Consider the following 15,725-nt stretch of genomic DNA (forward strand, 5'->3'; position numbering starts at 1 on the left):
ATCCGCTGAAGCCAAGCTCATTTGCAAACCTAACTACAGTTGATTCGCTAACACCAACACTAACTCCTAATTTTGCTGCGGTCATAAAAGCCGCTTTATCATAGTGTTTTAAAATATACTCAGCAATTAACTTTTGCCCTTTACTTAATCTTGGAAACTTTACCTGTATAGTTCTCATTAAATCTTCATTATTATGCATTTATCCTTCTATACCCCCGATAAAATGAAATATTTATTTCATTTTATCATTATCTGAAATTTTTTTCAATATTTCTTTCATATATTTGTTAAAAGTTTCCTTTTATTTTTTCTCAATAATTATTAAACGTGGTGAAATCTTAGACCTATTAAGATATTTATGTAACATTACACCATAAATATTCTTTGGAAGATTTTCCACAAAATCCATAATGAAAGCTTCTTCTTTTTCTCCTTCATTATGTCCTACATACATAGCTATTGAAATTATCCCCCCTGAATTTAATAAAATTAAAGCTTTTTTTAGGCTTTCAAGGGTTGAATAAGCCATAGTGGTAATATCTTTATTACCGCCAGGCCAATACCCTAGATTATACATTATACAATCCGCCTTCTCTTTTATATATTTATCGATATTGCTGTGTGAGTCACATATTAAGTCTACCGTATCATTATTACCATAATTACTTTTAAAACTTTCAATGGCCTCCTGCTGAATATCGAAAGCTGTTATCTTTTTAAATAAGGAGTATAGAAAAACCGTATCGTAACCATTTCCTAAAGTAGCATCCACAGCATAGTTCTTATTCATACAAAAATTTCTTATTATATGATGCGATAGTTCGCTTATATCCCCTACATAATTAAACATGTTCCTTCTCCTTTTACAAACTGAATATATACTCGAGCTCTTTTTTGTTTAAATGCCTCCAGCTGCCTTTAGGAAGATCTCCCAGTTCTATTTCTCCTAAGGATATCCTTTGAAGCTCCAGCACTTTATGGTTCAGTTTTTCGCACATCCTTCTTATCTGTCTATTCTTTCCCTCATGAATTTTTATTTCAACTAAAGAATCATTGTCAAAAAGCTTTATAACCTTAATTTTAGCTGGAGCGGTGATATATCCACCAATGTCTACACCCCTTTCAAATTTTTGCAGTTCTTTCCGTGTAAAAATTCCTTTCACCCTGGCCATATAAGTTTTTTCTATTTCCCTACTGGGATGCATTATATTATTATATATTTCTCCATCATTTGTCAAAATCAGCAGTCCAGAAGTATTATAATCCAACCTTCCAACAGGAAATATCCTTTCCTTTATACGGATTAAATCTACAACCTTCTTTCTATTCTTTTCATCCTTTAAAGTAGTAATATAACCTTCCGGTTTATTAAGCATTATATAAACCTTATTCTCTTCAGGCTTAACTATAGTATTATTTACTTTTACCTCATCATTGTCAGAATCTATTTTTACTCCTAAATCCTTAATAAGCATATCATTAACATAAACTCTTCCCTGAAGTATAAGTTCTTCACTTTTTCTTCTTGAAGCTACTCCACATTGTGCTAAATACTTTTGAAGACGCATAATCATAGCAATCACTCTTTCCCTGTAAGTATATATTTAGTTTAGCGGATATATAAAAAAAATCAATAAGTTTACATAATTTTTATTTGTATAATTACTCTTTTTTATTTTTATGTTATAATATTAAATTATAGTATTAATATTTATTATTTAATCGGAGGTACTATTATTGGATAAATTGTTATTTGGAATTTCCGGTATACCAATTGGATATCCCTCTACAAAATATAATTATGCAACAGGAATAGAATTTTTAAAAGGCATTAATCTCGATGCCATGGAGCTCCCTTTTGTGAGAAGCGTCAATATCACTGATAAAAATAAAGAAGCTGTATTAAATACTAAAAAAGCCAATGATTTTTATTTATCTGCCCACGGTTCCTATTATATTAATTTAAATGCCGCAGAAGAAGAAAAATTAGAAAAGTCTCTGGAGCGTATTGAAAAAGGAGCCTTAGCCTTAAAAAAGGTAGAAGGCAGAAGCTTAATATTTCATCCGGGATATTATCTTCAGGATACTCCTGAAACCACCTATAACAATATAAAAGCTAATCTGCAGAGACTTTCTGATTTTGGAGTAGACTACAGATTAGAAACCACAGGTAAACCAACTCAGTTTGGAAGCCTGGAGGAAATAGTTTCTCTGTGCAAAGAGATAGAATTCTGTGAACCCTGCATTGATTTTTCTCACATCCATGCAAGGAATAACGGTTCTTTAAAGGAATATGATGACTTTGCCAGAATTTTAGAATACATCGGTGAAAATCTTGGTGATAAAGCTTTGAAGGATATGCATATACATGTTTCAGGGATAAACTACGGCATTAAAGGAGAAAAAAATCACCTTCCCTTTTTAGAAAGTGATTTTAAATATGATGCTTTTATAAAAGCTTTGATTGATTATGATGTAAAAGGCTGCATCATATGCGAAAGCCCTATCCTTGAAAAAGATTCACTGCTATTAAAAAATCTATATGACTCCATGTAAAAGGTCCGGGATATCCGGACCTTTTTATTTTCATTCTTTAAATGAATTAAAAGCAAAACAGTTATATATTATTAAACATGTCCGTGCTAATCCGCAGTTTACTGATTAAACTTAGCACTCTATCTAGTGAATCTGCATTATTAACCCAAATATCAGGCTGAAATCCCTTTCCCTCTGAAGAATATTTATTTAAGCTGATTGTATTACCAAAGCTGACATCAATGCCTGAATTAGGCAATTCACTTTTTACATATCCATTTGAAATAAATACTCCTGAAGTATTTGTTCCAACTAGTATTACCTTTTCTAAAGTCCTTAAGTAATTTAAGAACTCCTCTCCAGAGGATGCAACTTTATTGTCTATAAGTGCAAATATTATAGTATTATTTTTATGTGTTTTTTCTTCATTTTTAGAAATATACCATTTGTTAGTTCCAATATTTGCTTTTTCTATTTCTTCCTTATATTCTTTTTTCAGCTCTTCCGGTAGCTTTTCATAATTAATATTTTTAGCAGCAAGTTTCGTGACATAATTATTAATTAGACTACAAAGCTGTATAGAAGTTCTTTCTACCTGAGGAACTTCACCGGTAAAATTTTTAAACCAATTAATTCCGGGAACATCATTTCCTCCACTATTTCCACGAATATCTATTACTATTATCCCTTCATCTTTTAACTCCATAGCAGATTTGGCAAATAGCTCCGTGGATTTATCATTTATATCAGCATCATACATTCTGCCCATTGTAAGGATTGGAATACGGTTTTTTATAAAATACTTATAACCGCTTTTATCATCATAGGATATTTTAGAAGAATTTTTTTGAAGATCTATGTATTTTATAATTTCTTCACCTTTTGACTGTAATGTTACTTTTATTTTAGTAGAAAAATTTAATTTATTCAAAATACCAATATTATAGCAAAGCTGTCCTTTAGAATTTATAGATAATTTTAAATAACTACCTACATCTGTATCATCATTGATACTTTTAATGTTAAATCTCTCACTATTCTCAATTAAGTAATAGCTGCTGGATGATTTATACACAGAAATATCATCATTACTATAGTAAAGGTATGAATCAAGTAGGATGTGTCCATTAATAGCAAAATGACCATCTTGAATAAATATAGTATTCAACTTTAATATATTTTCCACTTCAATTGAGCTTATCTTTTCACCAGGATAAGCTTTTATAGCTTTAATAATGCTTTCCTTAGAGTTTTCGAACACAGTATCTCCACCAAAATAAGAATAACCTGCATAGGAATATTTAAATAGATTAAACAAGAAATTAATATCAGATATTGCATCCCTTTTGTCTAATTCTATTTTATTATTATTGTTAAGAAAGCTATTTTTATCTGTAACGGAATAAATATAGCTCAAATCATTTTGAGATATTCCTAGCTCCAGCGGATTATGTTTATACATATAATTAGTTAAATCTATAAGATTATTTTCATATTGAGTATCTTCTTTTCCAATCTTTTTAAATAAAATTTTACAATTATTATAACTGATATATTTAATCAGTGTTATTGTACTAATACATACTAGAATAAACAGTATTAATCCTAAAAACAATTTTTTTCTTTTCATAACTTCACTCCATAGATTTTTTATCCATTAATGGAATTTTAATTCTTTCTTCAGCTTTCCTATGTAAAAATGGCTGAATTAATGGATAAGTCAGCTCTTTAGGAATATCGTTAAGTAAATCTATTTTTTCTATCTCATATTCAGGAAGTTTATCCAGTTCATCTATTTCAGCATAAAAAAGTTCTCCAAAGGATTCAGTATAATTTAGCGCTTGCTCCTTTTGTACCGCATAGACACATAGGGGATTCAATTTAAACTTCACTGCGCCTGTTTCTTCAAATAGTTCTCTTGCAGCAGCAGCCTCTAAACTTTCATTATCTTCCCTATGTCCTCCTGGAATTTCCCAGGTACATCTATTCTTATGCTTTACATAAATCCACTTTTCTTTAAATCTGCTCATTATAACCACAAATGCTATCTTATTATCCTCAATTTCATTTAATCGGTAAAAATTTATTTTAACCACCCTTTTCCCTCCTACTAAAATCATTTTATTTTCCTAAAGGGACATAATAACATTTTACACTAAATTCTATATTTTGTATTTATTATATATGTTAGTTTATATATAGTAACAGTATGTGTTTATAACAATGAGATTTTCTATTGTAATATACTATTCTGCCATTAATAACAATACGTAAACTTATCATACCTAACTTAATAAGGGATTGTTAATTATGTATAAAAGGATACATTAAATACTAAATCCTATCCTTGAAAAAGATGCACTGCTTTTAAAATAATTATATGAATCCAATAAAAAGGCCCGGAAAATCCGGACCTTTTTATTTAAACCTTAAGGTTTACTTGTTAGTAAATTTTAAGGAATAATTAAAATCATATATAATATTATCATTCTTATTAAATTCTATATGCCAGTCCCCTTTTATCCATGGACCGATGATTTCTTGGGATTTAAACTCTCCACCCCCTTTAACTGTTCCTTGCAGGATCACTTTATTATTAGGATCCGTTACTTTGTAATGTAGCTCCTCTTTCGATTCCATGTTTTTTAAGGATAATTTAAGCTTTGAATATTTAAATTTCTTATCCGCGGTAATTGTAACGGATTTATTATATATAGTGCCTCCTGAAGCACTTTCTCCTCCCATATCACTACTATTATTATTTTTTACATAAATCCATATACCTACTGCCCCTATGATTAATATAACTAAAATTAAAATATTCTTTTTGTATCTCATTTAATACCCCTCACATCACTTACTAATTCTCCATCCTCAATGCTTATAATCCTCTTACAACAGCTTGCTATATCTCTATCATGTGTTACTACTATGATAGTTTTTCCTTCTTTATTTAGCTCTTTAAATATATTCATTACCTCCTTAGAGGTTTTTGAATCCAAAGCTCCTGTAGGTTCATCTGCCAGTATAATATCAGGATTATTTACTAAAGCTCTTGCAATAGCTACCCTTTGGTTTTGCCCCCCTGATAATTCCTTAGGACTCACTCTTGCCTTATCAGATATATCCAGACTTTTTAAGATTCCTCGGATTAACTCTTTCCTCTTTGATTTTTTTATCTTTCCATACTCTAAAGGGATTTCAATATTTTCAAAGGCAGTATAATCATTTATCAGAGCAAAATATTGCACTACAAAACCAAAGTTTTTATTTCTCAGCTTTGCCTTTTCTTTATCCTTAAGAGAACTTACATCTTGTCCATTTAGTGTATAAACTCCTTCACTGCACTTATCCAATAATCCTAGTATATTTAATAAAGTAGATTTCCCTGAACCTGAAGTCCCTACTATGGCAATGAATTCTCCCTTGTCAATATGTATATTTATGTTTTTTAAAGCTTTTACTTCAATTTTTCCTGTGTTATAGGTTTTTGATAGGTTTTTTAAGGTTATCATCACTATTCACGCCCCTTCAGCAATTGATCTATATTGATGGTTAGAACGTTCCTTACAGGAATTATGGATATTAATAAGCATATAACTCCGGCATATATAATTGCATCATATAAGTCTTTTATAGCCATTTTATACGGAAGATAATATATTCTGAATCTATATGCTAGTATAAAGCTTATTGATATTTGAATGATAACCTCTGCAAAAATCCTTTTCCCAATATCCATTAAGGTTCCTCCCGCCATTAAATGCACTCCAAATTCTGAAAGACGTTTATTTATGGAATATAAAAGTGAGGATATAAATCCTACGGAAGAAAAAAGAAGCACTACAATAAAGGTTATAAAATTTATACTTTTTTGAGTATTTAAAGCTTTTTCTATATTTTTCAGATTTTCATCTACTAAATTTACCTGCACCGAAACATTCATATCACCGAAATTCTGCTCAATTCTATCCTTAAAGTTATTTAAATTTGAGGATTTTCTACCAAAAAAAATTTTGCCGTCAAATATTTCAAAGGGTTTATATTCTCTTTTAGGAATTATAAAATAATCTTCTATATCAACAATATCGTATTCTCCTGCCGGTGATAGAAGGGATAAATTATCCTTTAGTATTCCAACTACCTTGAAACTCTTATTACTTTTCATATCTTTATCCAGTGCTAGAAAAACATCTCCTACCTTAAAATTCTTAGACAATTTATTCCCTATAATTACAGGAACATATTCATCTTCAATTTTATTAAAATCACTTTCTTCAAAACCTCTTCCTTCCATGATTTCAAGTCTAAAATATTTATAACCGTTATAATCCAATTCCACTTTCTTACCGTCATAATACTCATTACTGAACATTGACGGCAGAAATATCTCCTTTAGATTTTTAATATTACTATTTTTATCTATATATATAAATCCTTTATCGCTAATAATGTGTTTATAATTATTTTCATCCAGATACTTAAAAATATCTTTTTTTCTTTCAGGATTTTCGTTATTCCTTCTATCTAAATCGAATATTGTAAACATATCGCTGCTATCATTATACAATCTTTCTATTGCTTTTAAGATTTTACCTGAAGAGTTTTTCACTTCAATTACGCTGAACATTAAAAAGAACGCCAGTGATATCTGAAGGATTATAAAAAAGGTTGTGGATATTCTTCTAATAAGCTGTAATACAGCATATTTGATATTAATCATAATCATCTCTCCCTAATTATTTCAGCAGGTTCCTTATTCATAATCCCTACAGTGGATATAACTGCAAATACTATTCCTAATAATGAAGCAAATATAATAAGCAGAAGGGTTATGATTACAATTTAATACTCAAAATCTCTTAGAATTAAATATTAAAGACTATACTAATTAATTTTAGTATAGTCTTTAATATTTTTAATCGTTCTTTCTAATCTTTAATTATTATCTGCAAAGTAACAGCAGCAATATAAGCCAGGATGAATCATTGAAGCCTCCTCCACAGCTATTAAATCCAAAACCACAATTTGAACCCCAATTATTGCCGTAATTACAGCAGTTATCATATCTTCTGTAGCTTCTGCAGCATCTTCTTGACATATCAGTACCTCCTTCTTTATTCTTATGTTAATTTTTTATATCAATTTTTGAGATAGTATATCGTTCAAATTAAGCTTTCTTACTCTATTTTTTATCTCCTCAATATTTGTAGTATAAAGACCTAATTTATTCATCCTTTCAAAATACTCTGCTCCTGCAAAGGTGTATCTGTTTTTTCTGCCCTTTCTTGAAAGAAGCTTATAGTTTGCATAGGAAATGATATCTCCTATTGCTGTACTGCTTGGAAGTATTAAAAGAGGAATTCCTAATGCATATCTTACTGCATTATGTCCTGCTAAAGCTCCTGTGGCTATGGCTTCTGTATGTCCTACAAATAATCCTGATTTTTCTCCTGCACAGAACATATTGTCAATGCCCTTAACCTTCATATCATCTGTACGGGGAGCCATAGAAAGATATCTTATAGAGTTTCCTTTTCCCCCTGCATAGGGATCTATATACTTTGCTTTTTCCAAGCCCTTAAGCTTTCTGAGCTTTTCCAGAGGATAATAGGTAGTCATAAGCTTAGCACTTCCTGTATCTAATAGTATGATGTTTTCAGCAAACTCCTTTAGAGCATATTGCTGGCATACCTTAGACTTAAGCTTATCTATATTTACATCCTCAGGAGGTATATTAATTATTACTACTCCCTCTTTATCAAGCTTTTCCTTAATCTCCTGAGAGAGGCTTTCTTTACTTAGCTTGCAGGAACCGCTGAAGGCTCCCAGAGATCCATCCTCTCTTTCTCCCTGAAAATCCTCAATACCTGCTCTGGCACTTAAGCTCACTCTTGGGCCAAAGGCAGGACACCTCAGTATGCACATAGCGCAGCCATTGCCATATTTTAAACAGTTCCCCATAGGTCCAGTGGAGCCTGTGGTTTCAATAAAAACATCACCCTCTACAAGCTCTTCATTTTCTATATATATCCCCTTTATCTGATGATTTTCCAGCATCACATCCGTTACTCTGGCAACGAGATGAATATTTATACCCATGTCCTGCAGAAGGTCTTTCACTACTGGCTCTATTTTATTTACGTCATAGAGCCAGGCGTGCTTATGTCCTGGAAAATCTATATTCTTATGCCTGCTAAGCTCATCAGTTATCCCTATAAGCTCTCCTGCTCCCATTTCTATCAATTCCTCCGCTGCAGTGAACCTTCCGTTGTTTCTCATTATTCCCCCTACATTTCCTAAGCCTAAGAGTAAATCAGTCCTTTCATAAAGATGAACCTCTGCTCCGGCTTTTTTGGCGGTAATAGCTGCAGAACAGCCTGCCCATCCTCCTCCTATAATAACTACCTTCATATAAGCCTTCTCCCTTCGAATAAATTGTTAGGCTCACATTGAATTTTGCACAGCCTTTTAACCACATGTCCTTTGTATCTGCTGCTGCAGCTTCCGCAAACCCCTTCACCGCAGCACATTTTTGCATTATTGCAGCAGGAAAGCTTTATCTTATCCTGAAATTCCTTTGTTGCCTTATAGGATAAAATATCAGCTCCGGAGCAGTGAAGTAGGCTGAAGCTTCTTTCCTTTATCAAGCTGTTTACATAGGATTTGAAGACTTCTGTTAAATCTCCTTTTTCAATTATCTTCATGTACTGAATATCTAAGTTAAATTCTTTAATATATTCTTCAGACATTATTTCTGAAAAAGGTGTTTTATCTATAATCAGAACAATCTCATTATTATTTGCAATTAATTTTTCAATTACCGGCACCATAGGAGCTAATCCTATTCCTCTTGCAGCAATAACAGCCTTAGAATTTCTGCACTGATATATATTTTTTAGTCCAAATATCCCATTCCAGAAAGGTCCTCTGACCAATATCTTATCTCCTTTATTTAAATCTAAGATGGTTTTGGTTTTAATGCCTCTTATCTCTATTGCTACACTTATTATATTGTTATCTAAATCTACATGCATGATAGATATAGGAGTATCATAAAACTGCATAGTGTTAGTTTTTCTGATAAAGATATAACTTCCTGGACATGCTAAATCTTGAGCTAGCTTTCGTGGAACTTTTATTTTCAGCTTTAGTATATTTTTCTCTAATAACTGCTTTTCTTCTATTTGAGAATTATACGATTTTCTTTGTGCCTTCGGTGTATTCCCGTTTGATTTATATTCCTGTAATATACAAGTTCCCTTCCAGTTTATGCAATCACAAAAGGATTTTCCCGATAGCTGTGAGCATATTATACATTCATTAGCTGCTGCCAGGTGACATGGACAATATTCAGTTCCCGCATCTATACAGTTGCGCACTTCATAATTCAAAATTTAACCACCTTTCTGACCTGAGTTATGCTTTGCTTAATAATAGGTTATTTTAAATCTATGATTTTGTTACAGATAAAATAAAAAAGCTCAAAATGAGCTTTTTGTTCAAGATAATTATTATTTGTATTCTATAAATTTAAGGGGTTCCCAGTATATAACGGAATTATTTGAAATAAATTCTGCTTTACCTATATAAGCATCCTTTTCAATTTTTTTCGGAATATTATTAACAGTAAATTTCACCTCAATATTACTTCCTTTTCTAACAGGAAGAATTATATCCCTTTTAAATCCAAGGCAGTATACTTTGCTGCCCCACTTCACTTCATGCACTATATCATCCATTGAATATAGTTTTTTATATTCATATTCATTATTAACATACTTATATACCTTCATGGTTTCATCAAACCTATTACTGCTGTTTAATAAAACTATAATTATTTCTCTTTCATCTTTTTTAAATGAGCTTACTAAGCATTTACCGGCCTTTCCTGTATACCCCGTCTTTACTCCGTCTGCTTCCTCACTCCTCCATAATATTTTATTTATATTGTGATAATCTCTCGTAAAGCCCATTTCTTCTTTTTTAATATCCTTTGATGAAACAATCTTATTAAACTCAGAATTCTCTTTAGCTTTTATAGTGGCTAATGCTAAATCATAGGCAGAAGAAAAGTGATTATCCTTATCAAGTCCGTGGGGAGTTTCAAAGGATGTGTTTAATAATCCCATTTCTTTTGCGTATTCATTCATTACCTTAGAAAAATTCTCCACACTTCCGCTTATTCCCTCTGCAAGCGCTATTGCAGCATCGTTTCCGGATCTCATCATTAATCCATAAGTCAGCTCTTTCACTGTTATTTCTTCTGAAGGTCTGTAACCTACTTTTGAGCCTTTAATACCTGATGCATTTTTACTTACAGCAAATTTATTATCTAAATTCCCATAATTCAAAGCTATTAGAGCTGTTACGATTTTTGTGGTGCTTGCCATAGGAATAGGAATATGGGGATTTTTCTCAAATAAAATAACCTTTGATTTACAGTCAACAGCTATGGCAGATACAGCATTTACAGGTAGAGGCGCTGCATAGGAAGTCTTGTATGACAGCATTAAAAAAACTAAAACCGTCATCAGTATTTTACTTTTCATATAATCACCTCTTTTTAATTCAATATTGGAATAATATGAAAATTTAATGGAAATACTATCAATGTTAAGTAAAGGAGGAAATATATGCACATTATCATATTTACCATCTTTTTATTATTTTTTATTTTGTTCTTTCCTCTAAAAATAACACTTAATGTATATTACGATAAAATATCAGGCTTGGAGGTATTTATTTTCCGTCACAGTATAAACTACACAAAGATATATAACAAACTTAAAAAAAATAATAAAACCGAAGCTTCACAGGATAAAAAAATCGAGGCTGCATCAATAATGAACTTAATTAAGATTTTAGATAACAACCCCTTTAAACCGAGGTTGAGCCTTTTTTTTGCAGCAGACTTCAGCCTTGAAGATTCCGCCCATACAGCTTTGCTTTACGGATTCTCTAACTGCTTAATCCCAGGTTTTCAAAGGTTAATAAATATATTTTTCTCTATTACAAACCTTAAAATACATGTAAATCCTGTATTTAAAAACCGCAGCTTCGCTACCTTTAATATTAAAAGTATAATTAAGGTTAATTTAGTTAAAATTATATATATGCTTATTATTACTTATAAAATATGGAGGTGATTTTATAAATTGAGTATGAATATAGGAGAAAGTCATCCAATTGAAAAACTAATGAAAAGCACACTGGAGAACATAAAAGATATCATAGATGTTAATACTATCGTCGGAGATGCTATTGAATGCAAAGATGGCAGTACAATAGTTCCAATTTCCAGAGTATCCTTTGGATTTGCATCTGGAGGAAGTGAGTTTCAAGGTAAGGAATTCAGAGTTGAAAATAAAGAATTGCCCTTTGGCGGCGGTTCAGGAGCTGGTATAACTATAAGACCTGTAGCTTTTTTAGTTATAAAAAATGATAATATACGATTATTTCCTTTAGATCAGCCTAACACCTACGATAGAATTGTAGACAGCATACCACAAATTATGGATATGTTTAAGGTCAAAAATACACCATAAAAGAAGTCCTATAGTTATTCTATAGGACTTTTTTCATGGCTTAAATCACCTATTGCCGCTTCTTCATTATTATCTTTCATAAGTTCTTCTAAAGCAGGAAGAGAACTTAAATTATCTAAACCAAATTGTCTTAAAAATTCTTCAGTTGTTATATATAAAATTGGTCTTCCAGGAACATCCAGCCTTCCTCTTTCTTTAATTAAACCTTTTTCTAACAGATTCTGTACAGCACTATCGCTTTTAACACCTCTTATTTCATCAATATCTATTCTTGTTATGGGCTGTTTATAAGCTACTATGGATAGAGTCTCTAAAGAGGCCTGAGATAGATACTGCCTGGTACTTGTTTTTAAAAGTTCCTGAATAAAATCACTGTTTTGAGGCTTAGTAACCAGCTGATAATTATTATTAATATTTATAAGCTTTATACCTCTTCTGCTGCTTTCATAGTCCATAGATAGACAGCCTATTAACTCTTTAGCATACTCCGGAGAGCACTGTATAGTTGAGCAGATTTCCTTAATAGATAGAGGTTCTCCACTTACAAATAAAAGAGACTCTATAATAGAAATCAAGCTGTCTTTATTAGACACTTCTTTAAATTCGTACTGTTCAAATTCTAAACTATTCATCTAATACTATCCTTTCAATTAATATCTTGTTGAAGTTAGCCTCCTGTCTAATGGATATAATTCTCTGCTTTGTAAGCTCCAATAAAGCCAAAAATGTTACTACTACCTCCAGTTTGCATTCACATTCATTCATTAAAGTATAAAACTCAATGGTTTTTTCTGTGTCCATTATTTTTTTGATATATTCAAATTTATCTTCGATTTTATATGTGTCTATAGTTATCTTTTCGCTTATAAGTTCTTCTTTGTTATGCTTATTATTAAAATTTTCAATAAGCTTCATGTAAATATTATATAAGTCCAGCATTGTAATATTTATGAACAATTCTTTATAATCCTTTTTATCATCAATAACTTCAGGTTTTTTTGCAAAGACTGTACCTGAATACAACTTTCTGCTTTTTAAAAATTCTGCACCTGCTTTAATTTTTTTGTACTCCAACAGCCTCTTCTTAAGAAGCATGGCAGGATCCTCTTCCTCTTCCTGCTCCTTCTGCACCTTAGGCAGAAGCTCTCTTGACTTAATTTCTATTAATGTAGCAGCGATTACAATAAATTCGGAAGTTATCTCAAGATCCAGCTCTTTCATATCCTCTAAGTAGGATAGGTATTGAGAGGTTATTTCAGACAAATTAATATCATATATTTCCATCTCATTTTTTTGTATTAAATGAAGTAAAAGATCAAAAGGCCCCTGAAAATTATTAATTTTAAAACTTAATTGAGTCATTATATCCCCCTATTTCCTTCGCTACCATTAATAATATCAGTTTATTTTTTTATAATCAATAAAATAAAGCAGGAGCATTCCTGCTTTATTTTAAACTCCATTTTTAAAGAGACCTTTTAAATTAGATTTCATATTATTAAGTATTCCTGATTTCTTTACATCCCTGTCAGAATAAAGTTCTACAGAACCGATTTTTGTATCGTTTATGTAATAATCACAGGTTCCTACTATTTCTCCCGCCTTATATTCCTTTTTATCCTTATTTATAGTTACTTTACTGGTTACAGCTTTATTTTCTCCCCTTTCAACAGTAACGGAAAGATCATTTAAAGCCTTAGCAATGAAAAATCTATCTCCCTGTTTATTTAAATCTACTTTTTCTACCTCTTGGTCTTTTGACAATACCTTTCTGCTTTCAAATTTAGAAAATCCGTAGTTCATAAGCATACTTGCATCTCTGTTTCTAATTTTAAAAGTAGGAGCTCCCATTATTACAGAAAGAACCCTTACTCCATCTCTTACCGCAGTAGCGGATATGCAGTATTTTGCCTCCTCAGTAAAGCCTGTTTTAAGTCCGTCACATCCTTTAAAGAATCTTACCAGTTTGTTATGATTAACTAATCCTATTGGACTCTTTCTTCCTTCAGAAATAGTTTCCATATAGGTACCCGTATACTTTAGCACCTGAGGGTGCTTTAATAGTTCTCTGGACATTAAAGCTATGTCATAAGCAGTAGTCGCGTGTCCATTACTGGATAATCCTGTACAGTTTTTAAAAGAAGTATTCTTCATTCCAAGTTCAGCAGCTTTATCATTCATCATTTTAACGAAGGCTTCCTCAGTGCCTCCTAAATATTCAGCCATGGCTACCGCTGCATCATTGCCTGAAGCGATGGCAATCCCTTTCAAAATCTCCTCTACGGTTCTGACTTCACCGGTATCTAAAAGCATAGTACTTCCGCCCATTTTTTTGGCGTTTTCACTGGCAGTAATCTTATCTGAAAGCTTAATCTTCCCGCTGTCTACTGCCTCCATAGCTAAGAGCATAGTCATAATCTTTGTTACCGAAGCAGGTGCAAATTTTTCATGAGGATTTTCTTCAAATAAGATTTTACCGCTTCCTGCTTCCATTAATATTGCAGATTTTGCTTCCACATTGATGTTTTCTCCCTCTGCCTTTGTATAAATCAGTGGAGGTAAAAATACAATCAAAAGTACAAGTGTAATTAATAATCTTTTTATTTTCATAAATGATATTCCTCCCTTCAAATGTATTTTTACCAAAAATAAATTATTTATCAAAAAAAATAACCCTGTTAGCAGGGTTATTTAATATTTATATTTAACTATTCTACAACTCCGTATATTAATGGAAGTTCTTCCGGCTTTTCCTCAAGAATAGTATAGTTATCCAATATCTTTTCCTTGCATTTTTCTATGTTGCTTTCGTCATTAGAATGGATATAAGCAATAACCTCTCCGGATTTTACAGCATCTCCTCTTTTCTTATTTAGTATAATACCTACAGCTAAATCTATTATACTTTCTTTGGTTGCCCTTCCAGCACCTAACTCCATAGCTGCTAAACCTATATTTTCTGCATGTATCTTATGAACATAACCATCTTTATGAGATAATACAGGAATAACATACTTTGCTTTTGGAAGCAGATCAGTGTTATCTATAGAGGAGGTATCTCCTCCTTGAGCGCCTATGAACTCTTTTAATTTATCTAAAGCCCTACCGGTTTTGATTGTGTTAATAAGCATTTCTCTAGCTTCTTCTTTACTTTTAGCTTTATCTGCTAATATAAGCATATTAGATCCCAGCTCAAGACAAAGCTCTAATAAGTCCTGTGGTCCCTCTCCTTTTAAGGTATCAATAGCTTCCTTAACCTCCAAAGCATTACCCACAGCAAATCCTAAAGGCTGATCCATATCGGAAATTACAGCTTTTGTATTTCTTCCTATCCTCTTTCCTATCTCTACCATTTCAGTAGCAAGAGTGAAAGCATCTTCTTTATTCTTCATGAATGCTCCGCTTCCTATTTTTACATCTAATACAATAGCATCTGCTCCTGCAGCAATCTTCTTACTCATTATGCTTGAAGCTATTAAGGAAACATTGTCAACAGTGCCTGTTACATCCCTCAGAGCATATAGTTTTTTATCTGCAGGTGCTAAATCTCCAGTTTGACCAACTACCGCTAGTTTGATTCTATTGACGTTTTCTATAAATCTATCTTCAGTCATTTCTACAGAAAATCCATTAAATGATTCA

The 15,725-nt window shown here is 31.8% G+C and carries 19 protein-coding genes; 3 read left to right on the forward strand and 16 right to left on the reverse strand.

Annotated elements, in window-relative coordinates; translation table 11 throughout:
• The 3 genes from TA89_RS06175 to TA89_RS06185 all read right to left on the reverse strand — a co-directional run.
• Positions 1-199: MurR/RpiR family transcriptional regulator (locus TA89_RS06175; protein WP_040211810.1), on the reverse strand; the 199-nt coding region annotated here is incomplete at its 3' end.
• A gap of 102 nt (positions 200-301) precedes the next feature.
• On the reverse strand, positions 302-850 hold the full coding sequence (gene mnmM / locus TA89_RS06180; RefSeq protein WP_040211812.1) for a tRNA 5-(aminomethyl)-2-thiouridylate-methyltransferase MnmM: 549 nt from the start codon (positions 848-850) through the stop codon (positions 302-304).
• 13 nt (positions 851-863) lie between these two features.
• A complete protein-coding gene (locus TA89_RS06185) occupies positions 864-1,574 on the reverse strand; it encodes a pseudouridine synthase (RefSeq protein WP_040211813.1) in 711 nt (236 codons plus the stop codon).
• A gap of 163 nt (positions 1,575-1,737) precedes the next feature.
• Here TA89_RS06185 and TA89_RS06190 point away from each other — a divergent pair, with 163 nt between their 5' ends.
• Positions 1,738-2,556: a TIM barrel protein gene (locus TA89_RS06190; protein WP_040211815.1), complete on the forward strand. Its 819-nt coding sequence runs from the start codon at positions 1,738-1,740 to the stop codon at positions 2,554-2,556.
• Positions 2,557-2,617: 61 nt separating this feature from the next.
• Here TA89_RS06190 and TA89_RS06195 read toward each other — a convergent pair whose 3' ends face one another.
• From TA89_RS06195 to TA89_RS06230, 9 genes are all read right to left on the reverse strand, one after another.
• Positions 2,618-4,165 carry a S41 family peptidase gene (locus tag TA89_RS06195; protein ID WP_040211817.1) on the reverse strand — a complete coding sequence of 516 codons (1,548 nt, stop codon included), beginning with the start codon at positions 4,163-4,165 and terminating at the stop codon, positions 2,618-2,620.
• Between the two features lie 4 nt (positions 4,166-4,169).
• The gene (locus TA89_RS06200; protein WP_040211818.1) at positions 4,170-4,631 is read right to left on the reverse strand and encodes an NUDIX hydrolase; all 462 of its coding nucleotides are present in this window, start codon (positions 4,629-4,631) and stop codon (positions 4,170-4,172) included.
• Between the two features lie 340 nt (positions 4,632-4,971).
• Positions 4,972-5,373 carry a hypothetical protein gene (locus TA89_RS06205; protein ID WP_040211821.1) on the reverse strand — a complete coding sequence of 134 codons (402 nt, stop codon included), beginning with the start codon at positions 5,371-5,373 and terminating at the stop codon, positions 4,972-4,974.
• Entirely contained in the window at positions 5,370-6,050 is a 681-nt protein-coding gene (locus tag TA89_RS06210) for an ABC transporter ATP-binding protein (RefSeq protein ID WP_040211822.1), read from the reverse strand. Before TA89_RS06210 ends, TA89_RS06205 begins: the two co-directional genes overlap by 4 nt.
• Positions 6,051-6,052: 2 nt before the next feature.
• Positions 6,053-7,258, reverse strand: coding sequence for an ABC transporter permease (locus tag TA89_RS06215; protein ID WP_040211824.1), 1,206 nt, complete (start codon positions 7,256-7,258; stop codon positions 6,053-6,055).
• 222 nt (positions 7,259-7,480) lie between these two features.
• The gene (locus tag TA89_RS18200; protein ID WP_156120026.1) at positions 7,481-7,636 is read right to left on the reverse strand and encodes a hypothetical protein; all 156 of its coding nucleotides are present in this window, start codon (positions 7,634-7,636) and stop codon (positions 7,481-7,483) included.
• A gap of 35 nt (positions 7,637-7,671) precedes the next feature.
• A complete protein-coding gene (locus TA89_RS06220; RefSeq protein ID WP_040211826.1) occupies positions 7,672-8,949 on the reverse strand; it encodes an FAD-dependent oxidoreductase in 1,278 nt (425 codons plus the stop codon).
• Positions 8,946-9,929 (reverse strand): sulfide/dihydroorotate dehydrogenase-like FAD/NAD-binding protein, encoded by a 984-nt coding sequence (locus TA89_RS06225; RefSeq protein ID WP_040211828.1) that lies wholly within the window; start codon positions 9,927-9,929, stop codon positions 8,946-8,948. The genes TA89_RS06220 and TA89_RS06225 overlap by 4 nt, the downstream gene beginning before the upstream one ends.
• A gap of 120 nt (positions 9,930-10,049) precedes the next feature.
• On the reverse strand, positions 10,050-11,087 hold the full coding sequence (locus TA89_RS06230; protein WP_040211831.1) for a D-alanyl-D-alanine carboxypeptidase family protein: 1,038 nt from the start codon (positions 11,085-11,087) through the stop codon (positions 10,050-10,052).
• A gap of 84 nt (positions 11,088-11,171) precedes the next feature.
• On the opposite strand from TA89_RS06230, the gene TA89_RS06235 reads away from it, so the two are divergent.
• Both TA89_RS06235 and ytfJ read left to right on the forward strand, forming a co-directional pair.
• Positions 11,172-11,684: a DUF2953 domain-containing protein gene (locus TA89_RS06235; protein ID WP_040211833.1), complete on the forward strand. Its 513-nt coding sequence runs from the start codon at positions 11,172-11,174 to the stop codon at positions 11,682-11,684.
• Between the two features lie 15 nt (positions 11,685-11,699).
• A complete protein-coding gene (ytfJ, locus tag TA89_RS06240) occupies positions 11,700-12,083 on the forward strand; it encodes a GerW family sporulation protein (RefSeq protein WP_052447342.1) in 384 nt (127 codons plus the stop codon).
• Positions 12,084-12,097: 14 nt separating this feature from the next.
• Here the strand turns inward: ytfJ and scpB are convergent, their stop codons facing one another.
• From scpB to TA89_RS06260, 4 genes are all read right to left on the reverse strand, one after another.
• Positions 12,098-12,715, reverse strand: coding sequence for an SMC-Scp complex subunit ScpB (scpB, locus tag TA89_RS06245; RefSeq protein ID WP_040211836.1), 618 nt, complete (start codon positions 12,713-12,715; stop codon positions 12,098-12,100).
• Complete coding sequence (locus TA89_RS06250) at positions 12,708-13,445, reverse strand: segregation/condensation protein A (protein WP_040211837.1); 738 nt, start codon at positions 13,443-13,445, stop codon at positions 12,708-12,710. Before TA89_RS06250 ends, scpB begins: the two co-directional genes overlap by 8 nt.
• Before the next feature lie 90 nt (positions 13,446-13,535).
• On the reverse strand, positions 13,536-14,693 hold the full coding sequence (locus tag TA89_RS06255; protein WP_040211838.1) for a D-alanyl-D-alanine carboxypeptidase family protein: 1,158 nt from the start codon (positions 14,691-14,693) through the stop codon (positions 13,536-13,538).
• A 98-nt stretch (positions 14,694-14,791) separates the two neighbouring features.
• The coding region (locus tag TA89_RS06260) for a thymidine phosphorylase (protein ID WP_040211841.1) at positions 14,792-15,725 on the reverse strand (934 nt) is incomplete at its 5' end.

Source organism: Clostridium polynesiense (assembly GCF_000820705.1).
GTDB lineage: Bacteria > Bacillota > Clostridia > Clostridiales > Clostridiaceae > Clostridium_AA > Clostridium_AA polynesiense.

Excerpts from the sequence above, each read along its gene's own strand:
- TA89_RS06220 (WP_040211826.1), bottom strand. The coding sequence starts at position 8,949 with ATGAAGGTAGTTATTATAGGAGGAGGATGGGCAGGCTGTTCTGCAGCT.
- TA89_RS06195 (WP_040211817.1), bottom strand. The coding sequence starts at position 4,165 with ATGAAAAGAAAAAAATTGTTTTTAGGATTAATACTGTTTATTCTAGTA.
- TA89_RS06210 (WP_040211822.1), bottom strand. The coding sequence starts at position 6,050 with ATGATAACCTTAAAAAACCTATCAAAAACCTATAACACAGGAAAAATT.
- TA89_RS06235 (WP_040211833.1), top strand. The coding sequence starts at position 11,172 with ATGCACATTATCATATTTACCATCTTTTTATTATTTTTTATTTTGTTC.
- mnmM (WP_040211812.1), bottom strand. The coding sequence starts at position 850 with ATGTTTAATTATGTAGGGGATATAAGCGAACTATCGCATCATATAATA.
- TA89_RS06230 (WP_040211831.1), bottom strand. The coding sequence starts at position 11,087 with ATGAAAAGTAAAATACTGATGACGGTTTTAGTTTTTTTAATGCTGTCA.
- TA89_RS06185 (WP_040211813.1), bottom strand. The coding sequence starts at position 1,574 with ATGATTATGCGTCTTCAAAAGTATTTAGCACAATGTGGAGTAGCTTCA.
- TA89_RS06250 (WP_040211837.1), bottom strand. The coding sequence starts at position 13,445 with ATGACTCAATTAAGTTTTAAAATTAATAATTTTCAGGGGCCTTTTGAT.
- scpB (WP_040211836.1), bottom strand. The coding sequence starts at position 12,715 with ATGAATAGTTTAGAATTTGAACAGTACGAATTTAAAGAAGTGTCTAAT.
- TA89_RS06205 (WP_040211821.1), bottom strand. The coding sequence starts at position 5,373 with ATGAGATACAAAAAGAATATTTTAATTTTAGTTATATTAATCATAGGG.
- TA89_RS18200 (WP_156120026.1), bottom strand. The coding sequence starts at position 7,636 with ATGTCAAGAAGATGCTGCAGAAGCTACAGAAGATATGATAACTGCTGT.
- TA89_RS06255 (WP_040211838.1), bottom strand. The coding sequence starts at position 14,693 with ATGAAAATAAAAAGATTATTAATTACACTTGTACTTTTGATTGTATTT.
- TA89_RS06215 (WP_040211824.1), bottom strand. The coding sequence starts at position 7,258 with ATGATTAATATCAAATATGCTGTATTACAGCTTATTAGAAGAATATCC.
- ytfJ (WP_052447342.1), top strand. The coding sequence starts at position 11,700 with ATGAATATAGGAGAAAGTCATCCAATTGAAAAACTAATGAAAAGCACA.